Source organism: Bradyrhizobium sp. CIR18, assembly GCF_014198295.1.
Taxonomy (GTDB): domain Bacteria; phylum Pseudomonadota; class Alphaproteobacteria; order Rhizobiales; family Xanthobacteraceae; genus Bradyrhizobium.
Genome location: NZ_JACIHF010000009.1, coordinates 137,683 through 154,441, shown reverse-complemented (window position 1 = coordinate 154,441; position 16,759 = coordinate 137,683). Strand labels below are relative to the sequence as shown.

The following is a 16,759-nucleotide window of genomic DNA, read 5'->3' as shown; positions in this document are numbered from 1 at the left end:
GAGCACAACAATGAACACGATCCTTCGCATTCTTCGCGTGCGGCGTCACGCCGCGCGCCTTCTGCTGGCCGGTGCCCTCGCGTTGGGCCTCGTGGCCCCGGCCTTCGCCGAACCGCCACTGGAGAAGACTGAGATTCGTTATCAGGGCTGGGCCGGGCAGGTGACGTTCACCGAGCTTGCCGAGGACCTCGGCTATCTCGCGCCGCTGAAGCTCAAATGGGTCGGCAACACAACTAGCGGGCCGCAAGACATCCAGACCGTCGTCACCGGCGATATCGACGTCGGCGGTGCCTTCTATGGCGCGATCCTGAAGCTGATAGCGGCAAAGGCCCCGATCAAGGCGGTCGTCGGCTACTACGGCTCGGATGCCAACACCTATTACGGGTACTACGTCAAGGACGACAGTGCGATCAAGACTGCGCGCGATCTGATAGGCAAGAAGGTCGCGGTCAACACGCTCGGCGCCCATCTCGAATTTGTGCTGCGCGAATTTCTGGCGCGGAACGGCCTCAACGCCGGCGAAGCCAAGCAAGTGACATTGGTGGCGATCCCGCCGGTTTCGGGTGAGCAGGCCTTGCGCCAAGGGGCGGTCGAGGTAAGTGCGCTCAGCGGCGTGCTGCGCGACAAGGCGCTGGAGCGCGGCGGCATCCGCTCGCTGTTCAACGATACCGACCTATTCGGGCAGTTCACCGGCGGCGCCTACGTGCTACGGGATAAATTTATCAAGGACAATCCCGAAGCCTCGCGCAAGCTGGTCGAGGGCATCTCGCGCGCAATCCAGTGGGCGCAGAGCAGCCCGCCGGATGAGGTTCGTGCCCGGTTCGACAGGATCATCGCGGAGCGCAAGCGCAACGAGGACGGTTCCACCATCAAATACTGGAAGAGCACCGGCGTTGCGAGCAAGGGCGGCGTGATTTCAGACGCTGAGATCCAGGTGTGGATCAACTGGCTTGAGAAGGACGGGCTGTTCAAGCCGGGGCAGGTCAAGGCCTCAGATACCTACACCAACGCGTTCAACTATTTCCGTCCCGGCAATACGGCGGAGGCAAAATGACCTCCGTCAAGATCAGCTTTGAACGGGTCCGCAAGGAATTCGTCACGCGCGGCGAAAGTGGCGGTCCGGCCGGCCGCTTCACCGCGCTGGAAGACATCACGCTCGATGTTCGCACCGGCGAGTTCCTCGCTCTCGTCGGGCCGAGCGGCTGCGGAAAGTCCACTTTGCTCGATCTGCTCGGTGGGCTCGCGACGCCGACCAGCGGTCGCATCCTGCTCGATGGCCAACCGATTGAGGGACCGGCGCGCGATCGGGGCATCGTGTTCCAGCAATATGCGCTGTTTCCCTGGCGCACGGCCGCGCAGAACATCGAGTTCGGCCTCGACATTGCCGGCTTCAAGGCCAAGGAGCGGCGCGACGTCGCTCGGCATTTCCTCGACCTGGTCGGCCTGTCCGGTTTCGCCGACCGCTATCCGCACGAACTCTCCGGCGGCATGAAGCAGCGCGTGGCGATCGCGCGCAGCCTTGCCTATGATCCCGAAGTGCTTCTGATGGACGAGCCCTTTGCAGCACTCGACGCCCAGACGCGCGAGACCCTGCAAGGTGAGTTGCTGCGGATTTGGCGCGCCACCGGCAAGACCATCATTTTCATCACCCATGGCATTGACGAGGCTGTCGTACTCGGCCAGCGGGTCGCGGTGATGACGTCGCGTCCGGGCCGGATCAAGCAGATTATCGATATTCCGGACCTGCTGCGCAGCGAGGCCGACGACGTGCGTTCGCTGCCGGAGTTCGGCGAGGTGCGGCATGAGGTCTGGAGCCTGTTGCGCGAGGAAGTGCAGAAAGCCCAGCACGGACAGTTGGCCGGCGGCGGGGCTTCGCGCCCGGTCGGCCGTGGCGTGAAGGAAGCTGCCCATGTCTAATATGGAACTGTTGACGCTTTTGGAGCTGGCACATGGGCGCCGGGAGCTGGAGAGGCCGCCTTCGCAGGTGGCGGCGCGATTGCGCGCTGCAGCGCGCGGACTGGCCGTCGCCGGGCGCCGCTCGCTGCTGCTGATTGCGCTGCTTGCGGTGTGGGAGGCTGCACCGCGGCTGGGGCTCATCGACGCGGTGTTCCTGCCGCCCTTCTCAGAGGTGATCGCGGCCGGCTGGCAACTCGCGCAGACCGGCGAGCTTTATGACGACGTCTGCGCCAGCCTGCTGCGCGCGCTGAGCGGCTTTCTGATCTCGGTAGCCCTGATCGTGCCGCTTGGCCTTGCGGTTGGCTGGTATGCCCGACTCGGCGATCTTCTCAATCAGTTCATCGAGATCTGCCGCAATACCGCACCGCTGGCGCTGCTCCCCGTGTTCATCCTGCTGCTTGGGATCGGCGAGCTCTCGAAAATCACGATGGTGATCTATAGCTGCGCGTGGCCCCTGCTGCTCAATACCGTCGCCGCGGTGAAACAGGTCGATCCGCTCCTGATCAAATCGGCGCGGACCATGGGCGCAACGCCCCAGCAATTGTTCCGTAAAGTGATCCTGCCGGCTGCGCTACCCACCATCTTCGTCGGCATCCGTCTCGCTAGCGCTTCCGCCATGCTTGTGCTGGTCGCCTCCGAGATGGTCGGTGCCAAGGCGGGGCTCGGCTATCTCATCATCAACAGCCAGTACAGCTTCCTAATCCCGCAGATGTATTTCGGCATTCTCGGTATCACCGTGATCGGGCTGGCATTCAACGCCGCGCTCGAAGCGCTGGAGCGGCGCTTCATGCGTTGGAAGGCCCCGGTGACAGCGTGAGCGTATGGATGAATCGTAATCATTTGGGCAGAGGACAAGGTCAATGACTCAAATTCATCGTGCCGAACGCAGAGTCGCGCCGGCTGGATCGGTTGAATACGACGCCGATGTGCTGGTGCTCGGCGGCGGGCCCGCGGGCACCTGGGCTGCAGTGAGCGCCGCGGAGCGCGGGGCGCGTGTGGTACTCGCCGACAAGGGATTTTGCGGCACCTCCGGCGCCACCGCGGCAGCCGGCACCGGTGTCTGGTATGTCGAGCCCGACCCAGCACAGCGCGAAGCTGCGATGGCCAACCGCGAGAAGCTGGGCGGGTATCTGCAGGATCGCCGCTGGATGGCGCGGGTGCTCGATCGCACCTATCAGCAGAGCAATCGCCTGGCCGATGGGGGATATCCCTATCCGCTCGACGAGAGCGGTACCTCGCAGCGCGACTCGCTACAGGGACCGGAATATATGCGATTGATGCGTAAGCGCACCAAGCAGGCCGGCGTCACGATTCTCGATCACAGCCCGGCGCTCGAATTGCTGGTGGATGACGATGGCGCAGTCGCCGGCGCCAGCGGTCTGCGCCGGCAAAAAGATGATCGCTGGACGGTGCGCGCCAAAGCGGTCGTGATCGCGACCGGCGGCTGCGCGTTTCTGAGCAAGACTCTCGGCTCGAACGTGCTGACCGGTGACGGTTATCTGATGGCGGCCGAAGTCGGTGCCGAGTTCAGCAGCATGGAATTTTCCAACCCTTACGCGATCTCGGCTGCGTTCGGCTCGGTGACCAAGACGTTGTTTTTCGGCTGGGCGACCTTTACTTATGACGATGGCACGGTCGTGCCTGGCGCGGCGTCCAAAGGCGGACGCTCGGCGATCGCTCGCGCGCTGCTTCAAGGATCCGTCTACGCGCAGCTCGACAAGGCTGATGGCGACGTGCAGCGTCACATGCGTGCCTCGCAGCCAAACTTCTTCCTGCCCTTCGACCGCACAGGCATCGATCCATTCACTGATCGCTTCCCCATCACCTTGCGGCTGGAGGGCACGGTGCGTGGCACCGGCGGCCTTCGTATTGTCGACGAAAGCTGTGCCACAAGCGTGCCCGGACTGTATGCCGCGGGCGACACGGCCACGCGTGAACTGATCTGCGGCGGCTTCACTGGCGGCGGCAGCCACAACGCCGCCTGGGCGATGTCTTCGGGAGCATGGGCGGGGCAGGGCGCTGCCGATTACGCGCGGCACCTTGGTCTAACTGCAAGTCGAAGGCTGTCCTCCGCCGGAACTGTCGCATTCCGCAACCGGCCGCGGCGTATGTTCGCCCCGGCAGTGTTAGCCAAAGCGGTCCAGGACGAGGTCTTCCCTTATGAACTGAATTATTTCCGCGAAGCGTCGCGGCTGCAGGGGGCGCTGGCGCGGCTCGATGCCGCCTGGCGCGACATCTCGGACGCAGACGCAGCAAACAAAGACGATCTGTCGCGAGCTCGCGAGGGCGCAGCGATGCTCGCGACTGCGCGATGGATGTACCGTAGCGCGCTGACACGTCAGGAAAGCCGCGGCATGCATCGCCGCGACGATTTCCCCGATCAGGACGACCGCCAGCGTCACTACGTGACAACCGGGGGCCTTGATGAAGTCTGGACGTCGGCTCGCCCGCATGCGGAAGCGACCTATTTGGAGGCGGCAGAATGATTGAAGTCATCGATACCGAGCGTTGTACGTCTTGCGACATCTGCGTGACCGTGTGCCCGACAAATGTGTTCGATAAGACGGACGGCATTCCGGTGATCGCGCGTCAGAGCGATTGCCAGACCTGCTTCCTCTGCGAACTTTATTGTCCCGAAGACGCGCTTTATGTCGCGCCTTTCGCCGATCAGGCGCAGCCGGTCGATCTCCTGGCGCTCAAGAATTCGCCTACGTTGGGCAGCTACCGCCGCGCCGTCGGTTGGACGGACGAGACGCGGGATCGCCGCGGCCTTGATCGCAGCTATTTACTGTTCGGGCATTGACCGAAGCCAAGACGCGAAAGGCCACCGGGAGCGACCTCCCCGGCTTCGGTTAGCACCGCCCGACAACTTGGAAACGCAACTCCTGAGCCGGGCCAAGACAGGAACGGCGGTAGCTTGAAATCCGCCGGCGAAGGCGGGAGTGCTCCTTGTTGAAGTGCCGCGCCTCGTCCGGCGACGAGCCAAAGGGTACCGATGCCGGGTCGTTATCACTGCCCCGTTCCCGGGTACCCTTATAACCGGTCTCGTCGCGCACTCGGTCCGGCGTGCCGCCTTCGGCGTCCCTATGCTCGCGCTCCTGCGGGCGCCATTTCTCTTAAAGCGACGCGCCCTGGCGCACGCCGGAACCGTCCTGCGGCCTAAGGCAGATCGGGCAAGAAGCTTAGAGTAAGAGTGCAGGCTGGGTTTTTCCGTGACGGGTTACAAGCTGCGAGAGAGGCTCGCGGTGCCCGTCGCGGAGACCCGCGATGTCAAACCCTACTGCGTACGCGCGCGTCGACCTGGACCGGGCGAACCTCTACAACGAAATCACCGACCGGATCATTGCCGAACTCGAGGCCGGACGCGTCCCTTGGGTTCAGCCCTGGGGTACTGCCGCGGCGAAAGCGCCGCTGGCGATGCCGAAAAACGCGTCGACTAACCGGCAATACGGTGGCGTTAACATCCTCATCCTCTGGGGAGCCGTGATCGAGCGCGGATTCACCGGGCAAAGTTGGCTCACGTTCCGTCAGGCGCTCTCGCTTGGTGGCCACGTTCGCAAGGGAGAGCGCGGCACCACAGTCGTCTACGCCGATCGTTTCGTGCCGAATGACGAGAAGCGACGCGCCGCCGAGACCGGCGAAGACGCGCAGGCGATTCCATTCCTCAAACGATTTACCGTTTTCAACACCGATCAGTGTGAGGAACTGCCCGGCGAGATTGCCAACGCGGCGCTGCCACCGCCGGCTGGCCTCATCGAACCCAAGGTCGACGCTCTGATCAGGGCCAGCGGAATTCCATTCCGGATCGGTGGAGATCGCGCATTCTATGCAACAGCCGAAGACTATGTTCAGGTCCCGCCGCCGCAGGCCTATTTCGAACCCATCAACTGGCACCGTACGGCCTTGCATGAACTCGGTCATGCGACCGGGCATCCTTCGCGTCTCAATCGCGACCAGAGCGGATCCTACGGTACGAAGAGATATGCCTTCGAAGAACTGGTCGCCGAGTTGAGTTCCGCATTCAGTTGCGCGTCGCTCGGGATCGTCCCGACCGTGCGCCATGCCGACTATATCGGATCATGGCTTGAAGTTCTGCGTGAAGACAATCGGGCCATCGTGCGTGCCGCCTCGCAAGCGAGCAAGGCCGCGGATTATTTGCTCGGCTTCATTCCCGGGGCCATTGAGCACACGTCGCCGCATTCGGTTGTCGCCGATCACGAGGCGGCGTGATGCTCGGCCTCCTGGCCGCGCGAGAGTGAGAGGGGGGAGGCTGTTCGCGACGGGTTGGAAGCCGAGAGAGAGTCTCACGGCGCCCGTCGTGGAGAGCTAAAATGACGAAAGCCGTACAAAAGATCACGTTGTCGCCTTCCCGGGACATTCCCTTTAACAAGCTCGTGCTCAGCCAGTCGAACGTTCGGCGCGTCAAGACCGGTGTCTCGATCGAGCAGCTAGCCGAGAGCATCGCGCAGCGTACGCTTCTGCAAAGTCTGAGTGTCCGGGCCGTCGTTGATGCAGATGGCAACGAGACCGGCATGTTCGAGGTGCCAGCGGGCGGCAGGCGCTATCGCGCTCTCGAACTCCTGGTGAAACAGAAGCGGATGTCCAAGACGCAGGCGGTGCCGTGCGTCGTGCGTGAAGGGGGCATTGCCGCGGACGATTCGGTGGCGGAGAACGATGAGCGGGTCGGCCTGCATCCGCTCGATCAGTTTCGGGCCTTCCAGATCCTCCGCGACCTCGGCATGAGCGAAGAAGACATTGCCGCGCGCCATTTCGTGAACCCCGCCATCGTCAAGCAGCGCCTGCGCCTGGCGTCGGTCTCGCCGAAGTTGCATGAGGTCTATGCTGAAGATGGCGTGACGCTCGAGCAGCTCATGGCGTTCTCAGTCACTGCCGATCACGCCCGCCAAGAGCAGGTCTGGGAGAACGTCAGCCGCTCCGGATATGATGAGCCATACCAGATACGGCGCTTGCTCACCGAGAACACCGTGCGCGGGTCCGATCGCCGGGCCCAATTTGTGGGCCTCGATGCTTATCAGCACGCGGGTGGCGGCGTTCTGCGTGATTTGTTCGAGCACGACGACGGCGGCTGGCTTCAGGACGTCGTGTTGCTCGACCGCCTCGTGACCGAAAAGCTCAAAGCCGAAGCTGAGACGATTGCGGCCGAAGGCTGGAAGTGGATCTCAGTCGCCGTGGATTTCTCCTACGGTCACACTCAAGGTCTACGAGAAATCGAAGGCAAACCTGTCGAACTCTCGCCTGAGGAGCAGGCCACCATCGATGCCCTGAACACCGAGCAGGCCAAGCTTGAATCGGATTACCAGGATGCCGACGAGTTGCCGGACGAGGTCGATCAGCGTCTCGGCGAAATCGAATCGGCATTGGCGGCATTCGAAAATCGGCCGATGCTTTACGAACCGACGGAGATCGCCCGAGCTGGTGTCTTCATCAGCATCGATTCCGAAGGACGCCTCTCCGTGGACCGGGGTTACGTCCGGCCAGAGGACGAGGTGCAGGCAACTGATCCTGATATCGCGCAGGCCGCCGACCCGTCGTCGAACGAAGGGCAGGAGCCCAGCACTTCAGTCCAACGCACGATCATCGCGGTCGCAGGTAGCGCTGCTGATGTCGAAGAGGATGATGAGGACGCGGCCAAACCTCTGCCGGATCGGCTCATCATCGAGCTGACGGCGCATCGTACACTGGCATTGCGGGATGCGCTGGCAGAAAATCCAGCGGTCGCGTTCCAGGCGGTGCTGCATAACTTCGTGCTGACGGCCTTTTACCGGTTCGCCTCGTCCGGGAGCTGTCTTGAGATCGGCCTTCGCACGCCGAACTTTCCCGCTCAAGCTCCGGGGTTGAGAGAAAGCGTCTCAGCCAAGGCCATCGAGGCGCGGCATGAGGCATGGAAGGCGCGGTTGCCGAAGAGCGAGAACGATCTTTGGGATGCGCTGACGACTCTCGATGGCGGTGCACAGGCGTCGCTGTTCGCGCACTGTGCGTCATTTGCGGTCAACGCCGTCTATGAGCCGGCCAACCGCTACAATCAGGGCCGTGTCTCCGCTCACGGTGTCCGCACGCGCCTCGACCAAGCCGATGTGCTGGCGCGCGCGGTCGGGCTCGACATGGTGCAGGCCGGCTGGCGACCGACGGTCGACAACTATCTCGGGCGGGTCACCAAGCCGCGTATTCTGGAAGCGGTGCGGGAATCCAAGGGCGAGTCGTCAGCACAACTGATCGACCATCTGAAGAAGGCCGACATGGCCAAGGAGGCCGAGCGTCTTCTGGATGGCTCGGGTTGGTTGCCGGAGCCGCTGCGTCTCGTCGATCCCGATGTGGCGCCAGTGGAGCAGAAGGGCGAAGCTGGCTCGCTGCCCGAATTCCTCGCCGACGAAGAGGATCAGGAGACCGCCGGCGACGAAGATCCGCAACAACTCGACGCGGCTGAGTAACATCACAGAGCGGGGCGGCTCCGGCCGTCCAGCGGTTGCTTGGGGACCGGTGCTCAGCGCCGGTCCCCATTCTTATGGGCGAGGGCTCAGAGGGAGAGGTAGGCCGGGAAGGGTTTGAATCGTCGTGGTCTTGAGGAGAGCGCCGGGCGGTTCGACCCGTTCCTGCTCTCCGAAAGGAATCCTGCCATGACCGAATCTCTTGCCGGCGGTGCCGCCACGCCGCTCTCCACGCGTGCCGCTGCAAATCTCACCTCTGCCGCTGTCAGGGCCGCGCGACAGGTCCTGACCGAACTCGAACGCGGCCGTCGCATCGATGCCGCTGTTCTGCGTAGCGCTATGGAGTCTGCCTTCGGCGCCTCGGACACGGCCGGCGTTTGGAACTGGAAGACCGCCTATGACGTCTGCGAGGCGGCAACCGTTCTGTTCCTTCGCAAGTTCGGTCCGGCCATGCGCGCCAAGGCCGGCTCGACCGTCGCCATGCTTCCGATGCTTGCGCGAGTGTCTGGTCTTCTCCCGACCCACACGCGACGTTCCGAAGATAGTCAGGCGCTTCAGCAGTTCTCGACACCGCTCCCGCTGGGGCTGGCCGCATGCACCGCAGCCGGCATTACACAGGCCGATCGCGTTCTGGAGCCCTCCGCGGGGACTGGTTTGCTTGCCGTCTTTGCCGAGCTTGACGGCGGCGTCTTGCTATTGAACGAGTTGGCTGAGACCCGGGCGGGGCTGCTCGAACAGCTATTCGCGGGCGTTAATGTCACGCGGTTCGATGCCGCGCAAATCGATGATCACCTCGATGCGAGTGTCACACCAAGCGTCGTCCTGATGAACCCGCCGTTCTCCGCGGTAGCGAATGTCGATCGACGGATGGCGGATGCGGCTCTCCGCCACATCGCTTCGGCGCTCGCGCGCCTTTGCGACGGTGGACGCCTCGTCGCCATCGCCGGTGCAAGCTTCGCGCCGGACAATCCGGCATGGCGAAATGCCTTCGCTCGCCTCCAGGAACGCGGACGGGTGGTGTTTTCTGCGGCGATCGATGGCGCCGTCTACGCCAAGCATGGCACTCAGACGGATACGAGGCTGCTTGTAATCGACAAGCTGCCTGCCGCCGATCCGACCGCTTTTCCTGCCTCACCAGGCATGGCGGCCGATGTCGCCACCTTGCTTGGCTGGGTGAGCCAGCATGTGCCTCCAAGGCTGCCCGTCGCCACGCCACAGGAGATCGCTGCAATCGGGCGGCCAGCGATGTCGCGATCGGTCGGCCCCGCCGCACCGCGCTCATCGTCCTCTTCGACAGAGGCAGCGCCAAAGGGCGTCGAACTTGCGTACGAGACGGTCGAATGGTCGCCGCCGGAAGGCGCCCGGCTGACCGATGCGCTTTATGAGGAATACGGACTACAGTCGATCTGCATTCCCGGATCATGCGCACATCCGACCAAGCTCGTGCAGTCTGCCGCGATGGCGTCCGTTGCGCCACCGAAGCCATCCTATCGTCCGCACCTGCCGGCCAATGTCATGGACGACGGTGTTCTGTCGGATGCTCAGCTGGAGAGCCTCATCTATGCCGGCGAGGCGCATTCCGAATTCCTGGCAGGCTCCTGGACGGTCGACACGACCTTTGATGTTTTGGCCGCCGCGCGCGACGACGCCGAAAATGCCGTCCGCTTTCGCCGCGGCTGGTTCTTGGGCGATGGCACCGGGGCGGGCAAGGGGCGGCAGGTCGCCGGGGTTTTGCTCGACAACTGGTTCAAGGGCCGTCGTCGTGCGATCTGGGTCAGCAAGTCCGACAAGCTGATCGAGGACGCGCAGCGCGATTGGTCCGCGCTCGGCATGGAGCGGCTACTTGTGACGCCGCTCTCGCGGTTTCGCCAGGGCACCCCGATTCGGCTCTCGGAAGGCATCCTTTTTACCACCTACGCCACCCTACGGACCGACGAGCGCGGCGAAAAGCTTTCGCGTGTCAGGCAGATCGTCGAATGGTTGGGTTCGGACTTCGACGGAGTGATTGTCTTCGACGAGAGCCACGCCATGCAGAATGCGGTCGGGGGCAAGGGCGAGCGCGGTGACCAGGCGGCCTCTCGGCAGGGCCGCGCTGGCCTGCGGCTCCAGCACGCGCTGCCGAATGCCCGCGTAGTTTATGTGTCGGCGACGGGCGCTACCACGGTCCACAACCTCGCTTATGCCCAACGCCTTGGCCTCTGGGGCGGCGCCGACTTCCCGTTCGCGACGCGTGCCGAGTTCGTCGAAGCGATCGAGGAGGGAGGGGTCGCGGCGATGGAGGTGCTGGCGCGGGACCTCAAGGCGCTCGGTCTCTATGCGGCCCGCTCATTGTCCTACGAGGGCGTCGCGTACGAGCTCGTCGAACACCAGCTGACGCCCGAGCAAGTTCGCATCTATGATGCCTATGCCGATGCGTTCGGTATCATCCATAACAACCTCGACGCCGCGATGCGAGCGGCCAACATCACTGGCGCAACGGGAACGCTGAACGGGCAGGCCAAATCAGCGGCACGCTCCGCCTTCGAAAGCGCGAAGCAGCGCTTCTTCGGGCACCTCCTGACTTCGATGAAGACCCCGTCGCTGATCCGTTCGATCAAGCACGATCTTGAGGCTGGACACACCGCCGTCATTCAGATCGTGTCGACGGGCGAAGCGCTGATGGAGCGCCGGCTCGCTGAGATCCCGACTGAAGAGTGGGGCGACGTCAAGGTCGACATCACGCCGCGCGAGTATGTCCTCGACTATCTCGCCCACTCCTTCCCGGTCCAGCTCTACGAGCCCTTTACCGACTCTGAAGGTAACCTTTGCTCCCGGCCTGTCTATCGCGATGGCCAGGCGGTCGAGAGCCGGGAGGCCGTCGCCCGCCGCGATCGTTTGATCGAGAAGCTCGCCTCATTGCCGCCGGTACCTGGCGCGCTGGATCAGGTCGTGCAGCGCTTCGGCACCGACTTGGTTGCCGAGGTGACGGGCCGCTCGCGCCGCATCGTTCGCAAGGGCGACCGGCTGGTGGTCGAAAATCGAGCCGGTTCAGCCAACCTCGCCGAGACCTCGGCTTTCATGGACGACGTCAAGCGCATCCTCGTGTTCTCCGACGCCGGCGGCACGGGGAGGAGCTACCATGCCGAACTGTCGGCCCGGAATCGCCGTTTGCGGGTCCACTACTTGCTCGAGCCCGGCTGGAAGGCCGATGCCGCAATCCAGGGCCTCGGCCGCACAAACCGGACCAATCAAGCGCAGCCACCGTTGTTTCGTCCGATTGCGACAGACGTGAAGGCCGAAAAGCGCTTTCTCAGCACCATTGCCCGCCGGCTCGATACGTTGGGAGCCATTACCCGCGGCCAACGTCAGACCGGAGGACAGGGCCTGTTCCGGCCCGAGGACAATCTCGAAAGCCAGTACGGACGTGATGCGCTGCGTCAGCTCTACACGCTGCTCGCGCGAGGCAAGGTCGAGGGGTGCTCGCTTGGGAGGTTCGAGGATGCGACCGGTCTGAAGCTCATGGATGCCAATGGGCTCAGGGATGACCTGCCGCCGATCACGACCTTTCTGAACAGGCTATTGGCGCTCACCATCGACCTACAGAATGTGCTGTTCACCGCCTTCGAGCAGCTCTTGACCGCTCGGATCGAAGGCGCGGTTGCATCCGGCACCTACGACGTCGGGTTGGAAACCCTCCGTGCCGAGAGCCTCGTCGTCACCGACCGGCGGACGATCTATGACCATCCGGGGACCGGCGCCGAGACCCGGCTGCTCACGGTCGCCCAGTGCGAGCGCAATCATCCGGTGAGTCTGGATGACGCTCTTGCTCGTCTTTCCGATCGTCAGGCCGTCCTGCTCGTCAATGAGCGCTCGGGACGAGCCGCCGTACAGGTCCCCGCGGCGAGCGTCATGCTCGATGACGGCGAGATCGAGCGGCGCGTCCGTCTGATCCGGTCGATGGATCAGCACACGGTCCCCTTGACCACCATGGCCGAAAGTCATTGGGACGAAGCGGATCGTGAACGCTTTGCCTCGACCTGGCTGGCGGAGCTTGCCGAGGTGCCCGAGTTCACGGAAAGCACGATCCACGTCGTGGCGGGCTTGCTGCTACCGATCTGGAAGCGGCTACCGAACGAATCGACCCGCGTCTATCGGCTCCAGACCGATGCTGGCGAACGCATCATCGGCCGCAAGGTTTCGGCCGCGTGGGTCGCAAACGTTGTTACGACGGACGCGCCTTCGCTGACGCCGGACGCTGCCTTTGCTGCACTGATGGAAGGACGGACCGTCCTCGACCTCGCGGAGGGACTTCAGCTTCGCCGCGTCCGGGCGATGGGTGCACATCGCATCGAGCTGTCGGGATTCAACGACACGTTACGCGATCGCCTCCGTGCTTACGGCCTCTTTGGGGAGATCATCTCCTGGAAGCTGCGCATGTTCGTACCCACGAACGCGAGCGGCGTCGAGATCCTGTCGAAGGTGCTCGACACCTATCCGGTTGCGCACATCAGTGAGCGGGAGGTCGCGTGATGTCCGGCGATGTCTCCGAGCTAGCACGCCGCCTCGCGCGCGAGGCCGAGGCGGTGTGCCGACACTATCTCCCCAACGGTAAGCGGGCGGGGCGGTACTGGGTGGTTGGCGACGTCCACAACACCCCGGGCCGCTCGTTATTTGTGCGGCTCCAGGAATCGTCGAAGGGCCCCGCCGGCAAATGGACCGATGCCGCGACCGGGGAGCATGGCGATCTCCTCGACATCATCCGCGAAAGCCTTGCATTGCGAGACTTCCGCGAGATCGCCGAGGAGGCGAGGCGCTTTCTGAAGCTGCCTCGTTCTGAGGAGCAATCACTCCCGAGACCCGTTCGTCCAGTTGTGCCGGCCGGATCGCAAGAAGCCGCCCGTCGACTTTTTGCGATATCCGGTCCGATCGAAGGGACGTTGGTGGAAAGGTATTTGCAACGTCGTGGAATAAGCCAAATCTACCACGGTGGTAGCCTGCGCTTCCACCCACGTTGCTACTACCGACCGGACGAGCATTTGCCGGCTGAAACTTGGCCGGCGATGATAGGCTCTGTCACGGACCTCGAGGGACGGATCACGGGCGTACATCGCACCTGGCTAGATCCACACGGCTTTGATCGCGTGCGGCTCGGCAAGGCCCCGATCGAAACGCCACGACGGGCCATGGGCGACCTGCTTGGTAACGCCGTTCGCTTCGGCGTGGTGGACGACGTGCTCGCTGCGGGCGAGGGGATCGAGACCATGCTGTCGCTGCGTTATGTACTGCCGACCTTGCCCATGACCGCTGCTCTCTCGGCCAATCACCTCTCAGCCATGTTGCTGCCGTCTGGCCTACGCCGACTCTATATCGCCCGTGACGCAGATGCCGCCGGAGATGCCGTACAGGCTATTCTCACCCTGCGCGCAGAAGCCGCCGGCATTGAAGCGATCGCATTGTCGCCCCGGCTGGGCGACTTCAACGAAGATCTGCACATCTTCGGCCGCGAGGCCCTCCGAGCAGCGTTGCTTCTGCAACTCGTACCGGAGGACGTCGTCCGTTTCCTGCATTCGTCGATGGCAACCGCAGAGTAGCCCCGGCAATTCGATGGGCGTCGACAGGTCGGTCGCGGTACGGCCACTGCCGGAAGAGGACGCGACCACGGCCTTCTAGAGGGCGATCGGACGGCAAGCGGCTCGGGCCGGCAATGGCTGCGTCCGGCTATTTTCCGCCGCGCGCCGGCGACGAGAAGACACATTAGCCATCTGGCGAGCGCGCTTTGCATCGCGAAGCAAAATAGCCGGCCTCCGCCATCCTCCGCTGCGCTTCGGCCCTCCGCTCTGCTCCGGGTTCTGGCCCGTTCCGCCTGCCGTCTGAGTGATCGCCACGAAGGCCGCGATGGTCGCGGCCGATCCGGCAAAGGATCGCCTCCATGACCGACCACGATGACATCGAACCCCCGCACGCCGCATCTGCGACCGAACACGTTCTTACCGAATTGCAGCTCTTTGGTTACCGCCCCTTCGACGACCAGCCGGATCGACGGCCGCTTCCCGAGGGCAGGATCATTACCGGTGCCGTCGCTGACATCTTCGATGCCTTGGTCGCCACGTTGAGCGACACGCGGCTTGAGCCGGACCTCGACGATCTGCTCTGGTCGACTGTCAACCTGTTCCATCGTGCCGTTGACCGCATCGGTCGCCAACTCGACGACAACGAACTGGCGCAACAGAAGAGTCAGCGCGAGCAGGACGGTTCCGAAGTTCGATCCGTCGAACTAGAACGCATCACGGCGGAAGGCATCACGCTGATTGAGCGCCGCAACTGCTTGGAGCTCTTCCGCGACCAGGCCATAGAGCGCTTCGAGACTCACACCGGCTCATTCTGGCGTCCCCGATCGGGATCGCTGGTGAACCATCGTACGCTGACCGCAGCGATGATCGACTCCCGCGACTTCATCGCGGCCAAGCGCCGCGCTGAGACCGGGGTCATGCTGCCCGCTGGGCCGAAGATCGCGCTCACTGGAGGGCTCGACTTCAACGACCACCACCTCATCTGGGATCGTCTCGACAAGGTTCATGCCAAGCATCCAGACATGGTCCTGCTCCATGGCGGCTCCCCGAAGGGTGCCGAACTGATCGCATCCAAATGGGCGACGATCCGCAAAGTGCCTCAGATCGCCTTCAAGCCTGATTGGACGAAACATGCCAAGGCAGCACCGTTCAAGCGCAACGATGCCATGCTCGAACTCCTGCCTACCGGCGTCATGCACTTCCCGGGCACGGGCATCCAGGACAACCTCGCCGACAAGGCGAAGCGGCTCGGCATCCCGGTCTGGAGGTTCGGCGGCGCGTGAGCGCCATCTTCTCGACTCCAAGCGTCGAGGCGGAATTGCTCACGCCGCAACTCCGCCTCGTTTCGGTCTGATATCCAGAGTTGCGCCGTGGTGGTGGTGGAAGGCGCAACTGGTACATCTATGCACATGGAGCTACCACCATGCTCGCTATTGGGCTTGTTCTCAACACACTCGGCATCGGCCTATTCTGCTGGGCGATTTTCGCGCTCGCAGTGTATGCCCTGCCGTTTTTCGTCGCGCTGAGTATCGGGATGACGGCGTTTCAGAGCGGCGCCGGCCACATTGGCGCGCTGCTTATCGCAATGGCCGGCGGTGCGCTGACGCTTGTCCTCGGCCAGGTCGCCTTTGCTGTTACTCGGTCCTTGGCCTTGCGCATCGCGATCGCGACAGCATTCGCTGTTCCCGCCGCCGTCGCCGGCTATCATGTGGTGTTCGCCGTGTCCCATATCGGGGTGCCTTCGCTGGCCTGGCGTGAAGTCTTCGCTTGCCTGGGCGCGGTTTGCATTGGCGTTACGTCATGGACGCGCTTGATTGTTTTGGCGAAGACCGGCCCGTTCGAGCCGGATGGGGTGGTGGAGAACCCGTCCTAACCAGTTCTTACGGCCACATTGGTCGAGCGATGATCGTTTCCCGCCTTCATCGAACAGGTGCGTAGATCGGCGCGGCGAACGGGAGATGATCGAAACCTGAGCGCGGGAGAGGCTCCTCCTCAGAACTCCTCAGTCAAGCTGCCGGCATTCGGTCCGGCCCACCCAGCCGCGGCAGAGCGATGTTACCTCGATCGGTTCATGGGAAACGATGCCGCCTTTTGCAGGAGATTGTTTCTCTTTCCCCGCTGAATCGTTCCGGCCTCTTGTTCATCAGAACCGAGATAGCCACGCTTCTCCAGAGATTGTGGTTCAGCACGCGGACGCACGTGGCCTCGTTGATGGCTTGATCTGGCCGAAGACCGGCTTCGCCTCGATCGTCTGAGCCGCAACGCCGTTGATGCGACTTTCTTCCCCTGGGCTTCGCCCATTCCTCGCGAGACAAGAAAGTCGCCACAACGACGTCCTCCGCTGCGCTCCGGCCCGAGCGGGTGCGTCGCCGATCGTCCTCGGCCCTAGATCGCCATCGAGGCCGCGGTGGTCGCGGGCTCGAAACACAAAAGGAGAAGTGACATGGCTAACATTGGTTCTTTCAAGAAGGTCGGCAACGATTTCCAGGGCGAGATCGTCACCCTGAGCCTGCAAGCCAAGGGCGTCCGCATCGTCGCCGAGACCAACCGCTCCAACGACAACGCTCCCAGCCACCGGATCTATGTGGGGCGCGCGGAGATCGGCGCAGCCTGGTCGAAGCGTTCCGAAGAGGGCCGCGATTACCTCTCACTCAAGCTCGACGACCCCTCGTTCAACGCCCCGATTTACGCGAACTTGTTCGATGACGAAGGCGGCGAGGGCTATACCCTTCTGTGGTCGCGGCCGCGCAAGAGCGGCGAGTAAGAGCGCCCCACCAAGCCCCGTCCGGTCCGCCGGGCGGGGCGCTT

General features: G+C 63.4%; 12 protein-coding genes. All 12 read left to right on the top strand.

The annotated features are described in order from the left end of the window. Nucleotides 1–10 precede the first annotated feature (10 nt). The 12 genes from GGD65_RS25995 (at nucleotide 11) to GGD65_RS25940 (ending at nucleotide 16,715) form a co-directional block, all read left to right on the top strand. The gene (locus GGD65_RS25995; RefSeq protein WP_183237036.1) at nucleotides 11–1,054 is read left to right on the top strand and encodes an ABC transporter substrate-binding protein; all 1,044 of its coding nucleotides are present in this window, start codon (nucleotides 11–13) and stop codon (nucleotides 1,052–1,054) included. Next, on the top strand, nucleotides 1,051–1,917 hold the full coding sequence (locus GGD65_RS25990; protein ID WP_183237035.1) for an ABC transporter ATP-binding protein: 867 nt from the start codon (nucleotides 1,051–1,053) through the stop codon (nucleotides 1,915–1,917). The genes GGD65_RS25995 and GGD65_RS25990 overlap by 4 nt, the downstream gene beginning before the upstream one ends. After that, nucleotides 1,910–2,773: an ABC transporter permease gene (locus GGD65_RS25985; protein ID WP_183237034.1), complete on the top strand. Its 864-nt coding sequence runs from the start codon at nucleotides 1,910–1,912 to the stop codon at nucleotides 2,771–2,773. Before GGD65_RS25990 ends, GGD65_RS25985 begins: the two co-directional genes overlap by 8 nt. 43 nt (nucleotides 2,774–2,816) lie before the next feature. Next, nucleotides 2,817–4,442 (top strand): FAD-dependent oxidoreductase, encoded by a 1,626-nt coding sequence (locus tag GGD65_RS25980; protein ID WP_183237033.1) that lies wholly within the window; start codon nucleotides 2,817–2,819, stop codon nucleotides 4,440–4,442. Then, nucleotides 4,439–4,759 (top strand): ferredoxin family protein, encoded by a 321-nt coding sequence (locus GGD65_RS25975; protein WP_183237032.1) that lies wholly within the window; start codon nucleotides 4,439–4,441, stop codon nucleotides 4,757–4,759. Before GGD65_RS25980 ends, GGD65_RS25975 begins: the two co-directional genes overlap by 4 nt. Before the next feature lie 464 nt (nucleotides 4,760–5,223). Further along, on the top strand, nucleotides 5,224–6,186 hold the full coding sequence (locus GGD65_RS25970) for an ArdC family protein (RefSeq protein WP_183237031.1): 963 nt from the start codon (nucleotides 5,224–5,226) through the stop codon (nucleotides 6,184–6,186). Nucleotides 6,187–6,287: 101 nt separating this feature from the next. Next, nucleotides 6,288–8,405: a ParB/RepB/Spo0J family partition protein gene (locus GGD65_RS25965; protein WP_183237030.1), complete on the top strand. Its 2,118-nt coding sequence runs from the start codon at nucleotides 6,288–6,290 to the stop codon at nucleotides 8,403–8,405. A gap of 186 nt (nucleotides 8,406–8,591) precedes the next feature. After that, nucleotides 8,592–12,911 (top strand): strawberry notch-like NTP hydrolase domain-containing protein, encoded by a 4,320-nt coding sequence (locus GGD65_RS25960; RefSeq protein WP_183237029.1) that lies wholly within the window; start codon nucleotides 8,592–8,594, stop codon nucleotides 12,909–12,911. After that, nucleotides 12,911–13,972: a toprim domain-containing protein gene (locus GGD65_RS25955; RefSeq protein ID WP_183237028.1), complete on the top strand. Its 1,062-nt coding sequence runs from the start codon at nucleotides 12,911–12,913 to the stop codon at nucleotides 13,970–13,972. Before GGD65_RS25960 ends, GGD65_RS25955 begins: the two co-directional genes overlap by 1 nt. 338 nt (nucleotides 13,973–14,310) lie before the next feature. Further along, complete coding sequence (locus GGD65_RS25950) at nucleotides 14,311–15,234, top strand: DUF2493 domain-containing protein (protein ID WP_183237027.1); 924 nt, start codon at nucleotides 14,311–14,313, stop codon at nucleotides 15,232–15,234. A 140-nt stretch (nucleotides 15,235–15,374) separates the two neighbouring features. Next, nucleotides 15,375–15,824 (top strand): hypothetical protein, encoded by a 450-nt coding sequence (locus GGD65_RS25945; RefSeq protein WP_183237026.1) that lies wholly within the window; start codon nucleotides 15,375–15,377, stop codon nucleotides 15,822–15,824. A gap of 570 nt (nucleotides 15,825–16,394) precedes the next feature. Further along, nucleotides 16,395–16,715, top strand: coding sequence for a DUF736 domain-containing protein (locus GGD65_RS25940; protein ID WP_027562526.1), 321 nt, complete (start codon nucleotides 16,395–16,397; stop codon nucleotides 16,713–16,715). The last annotated feature ends 44 nt before the right edge of the window (nucleotides 16,716–16,759 follow it).

What these genes read in the sequence shown, in the direction of transcription:
- GGD65_RS25995 (WP_183237036.1), top strand. Translation starts at nt 11, where the DNA reads ATGAACACGATCCTTCGCATTCTTCGCGTGCGGCGTCACGCCGCGCGC.
- GGD65_RS25990 (WP_183237035.1), top strand. Translation starts at nt 1,051, where the DNA reads ATGACCTCCGTCAAGATCAGCTTTGAACGGGTCCGCAAGGAATTCGTC.
- GGD65_RS25985 (WP_183237034.1), top strand. Translation starts at nt 1,910, where the DNA reads ATGTCTAATATGGAACTGTTGACGCTTTTGGAGCTGGCACATGGGCGC.
- GGD65_RS25980 (WP_183237033.1), top strand. Translation starts at nt 2,817, where the DNA reads ATGACTCAAATTCATCGTGCCGAACGCAGAGTCGCGCCGGCTGGATCG.
- GGD65_RS25975 (WP_183237032.1), top strand. Translation starts at nt 4,439, where the DNA reads ATGATTGAAGTCATCGATACCGAGCGTTGTACGTCTTGCGACATCTGC.
- GGD65_RS25970 (WP_183237031.1), top strand. Translation starts at nt 5,224, where the DNA reads ATGTCAAACCCTACTGCGTACGCGCGCGTCGACCTGGACCGGGCGAAC.
- GGD65_RS25965 (WP_183237030.1), top strand. Translation starts at nt 6,288, where the DNA reads ATGACGAAAGCCGTACAAAAGATCACGTTGTCGCCTTCCCGGGACATT.
- GGD65_RS25960 (WP_183237029.1), top strand. Translation starts at nt 8,592, where the DNA reads ATGACCGAATCTCTTGCCGGCGGTGCCGCCACGCCGCTCTCCACGCGT.
- GGD65_RS25955 (WP_183237028.1), top strand. Translation starts at nt 12,911, where the DNA reads ATGTCCGGCGATGTCTCCGAGCTAGCACGCCGCCTCGCGCGCGAGGCC.
- GGD65_RS25950 (WP_183237027.1), top strand. Translation starts at nt 14,311, where the DNA reads ATGACCGACCACGATGACATCGAACCCCCGCACGCCGCATCTGCGACC.
- GGD65_RS25945 (WP_183237026.1), top strand. Translation starts at nt 15,375, where the DNA reads ATGCTCGCTATTGGGCTTGTTCTCAACACACTCGGCATCGGCCTATTC.
- GGD65_RS25940 (WP_027562526.1), top strand. Translation starts at nt 16,395, where the DNA reads ATGGCTAACATTGGTTCTTTCAAGAAGGTCGGCAACGATTTCCAGGGC.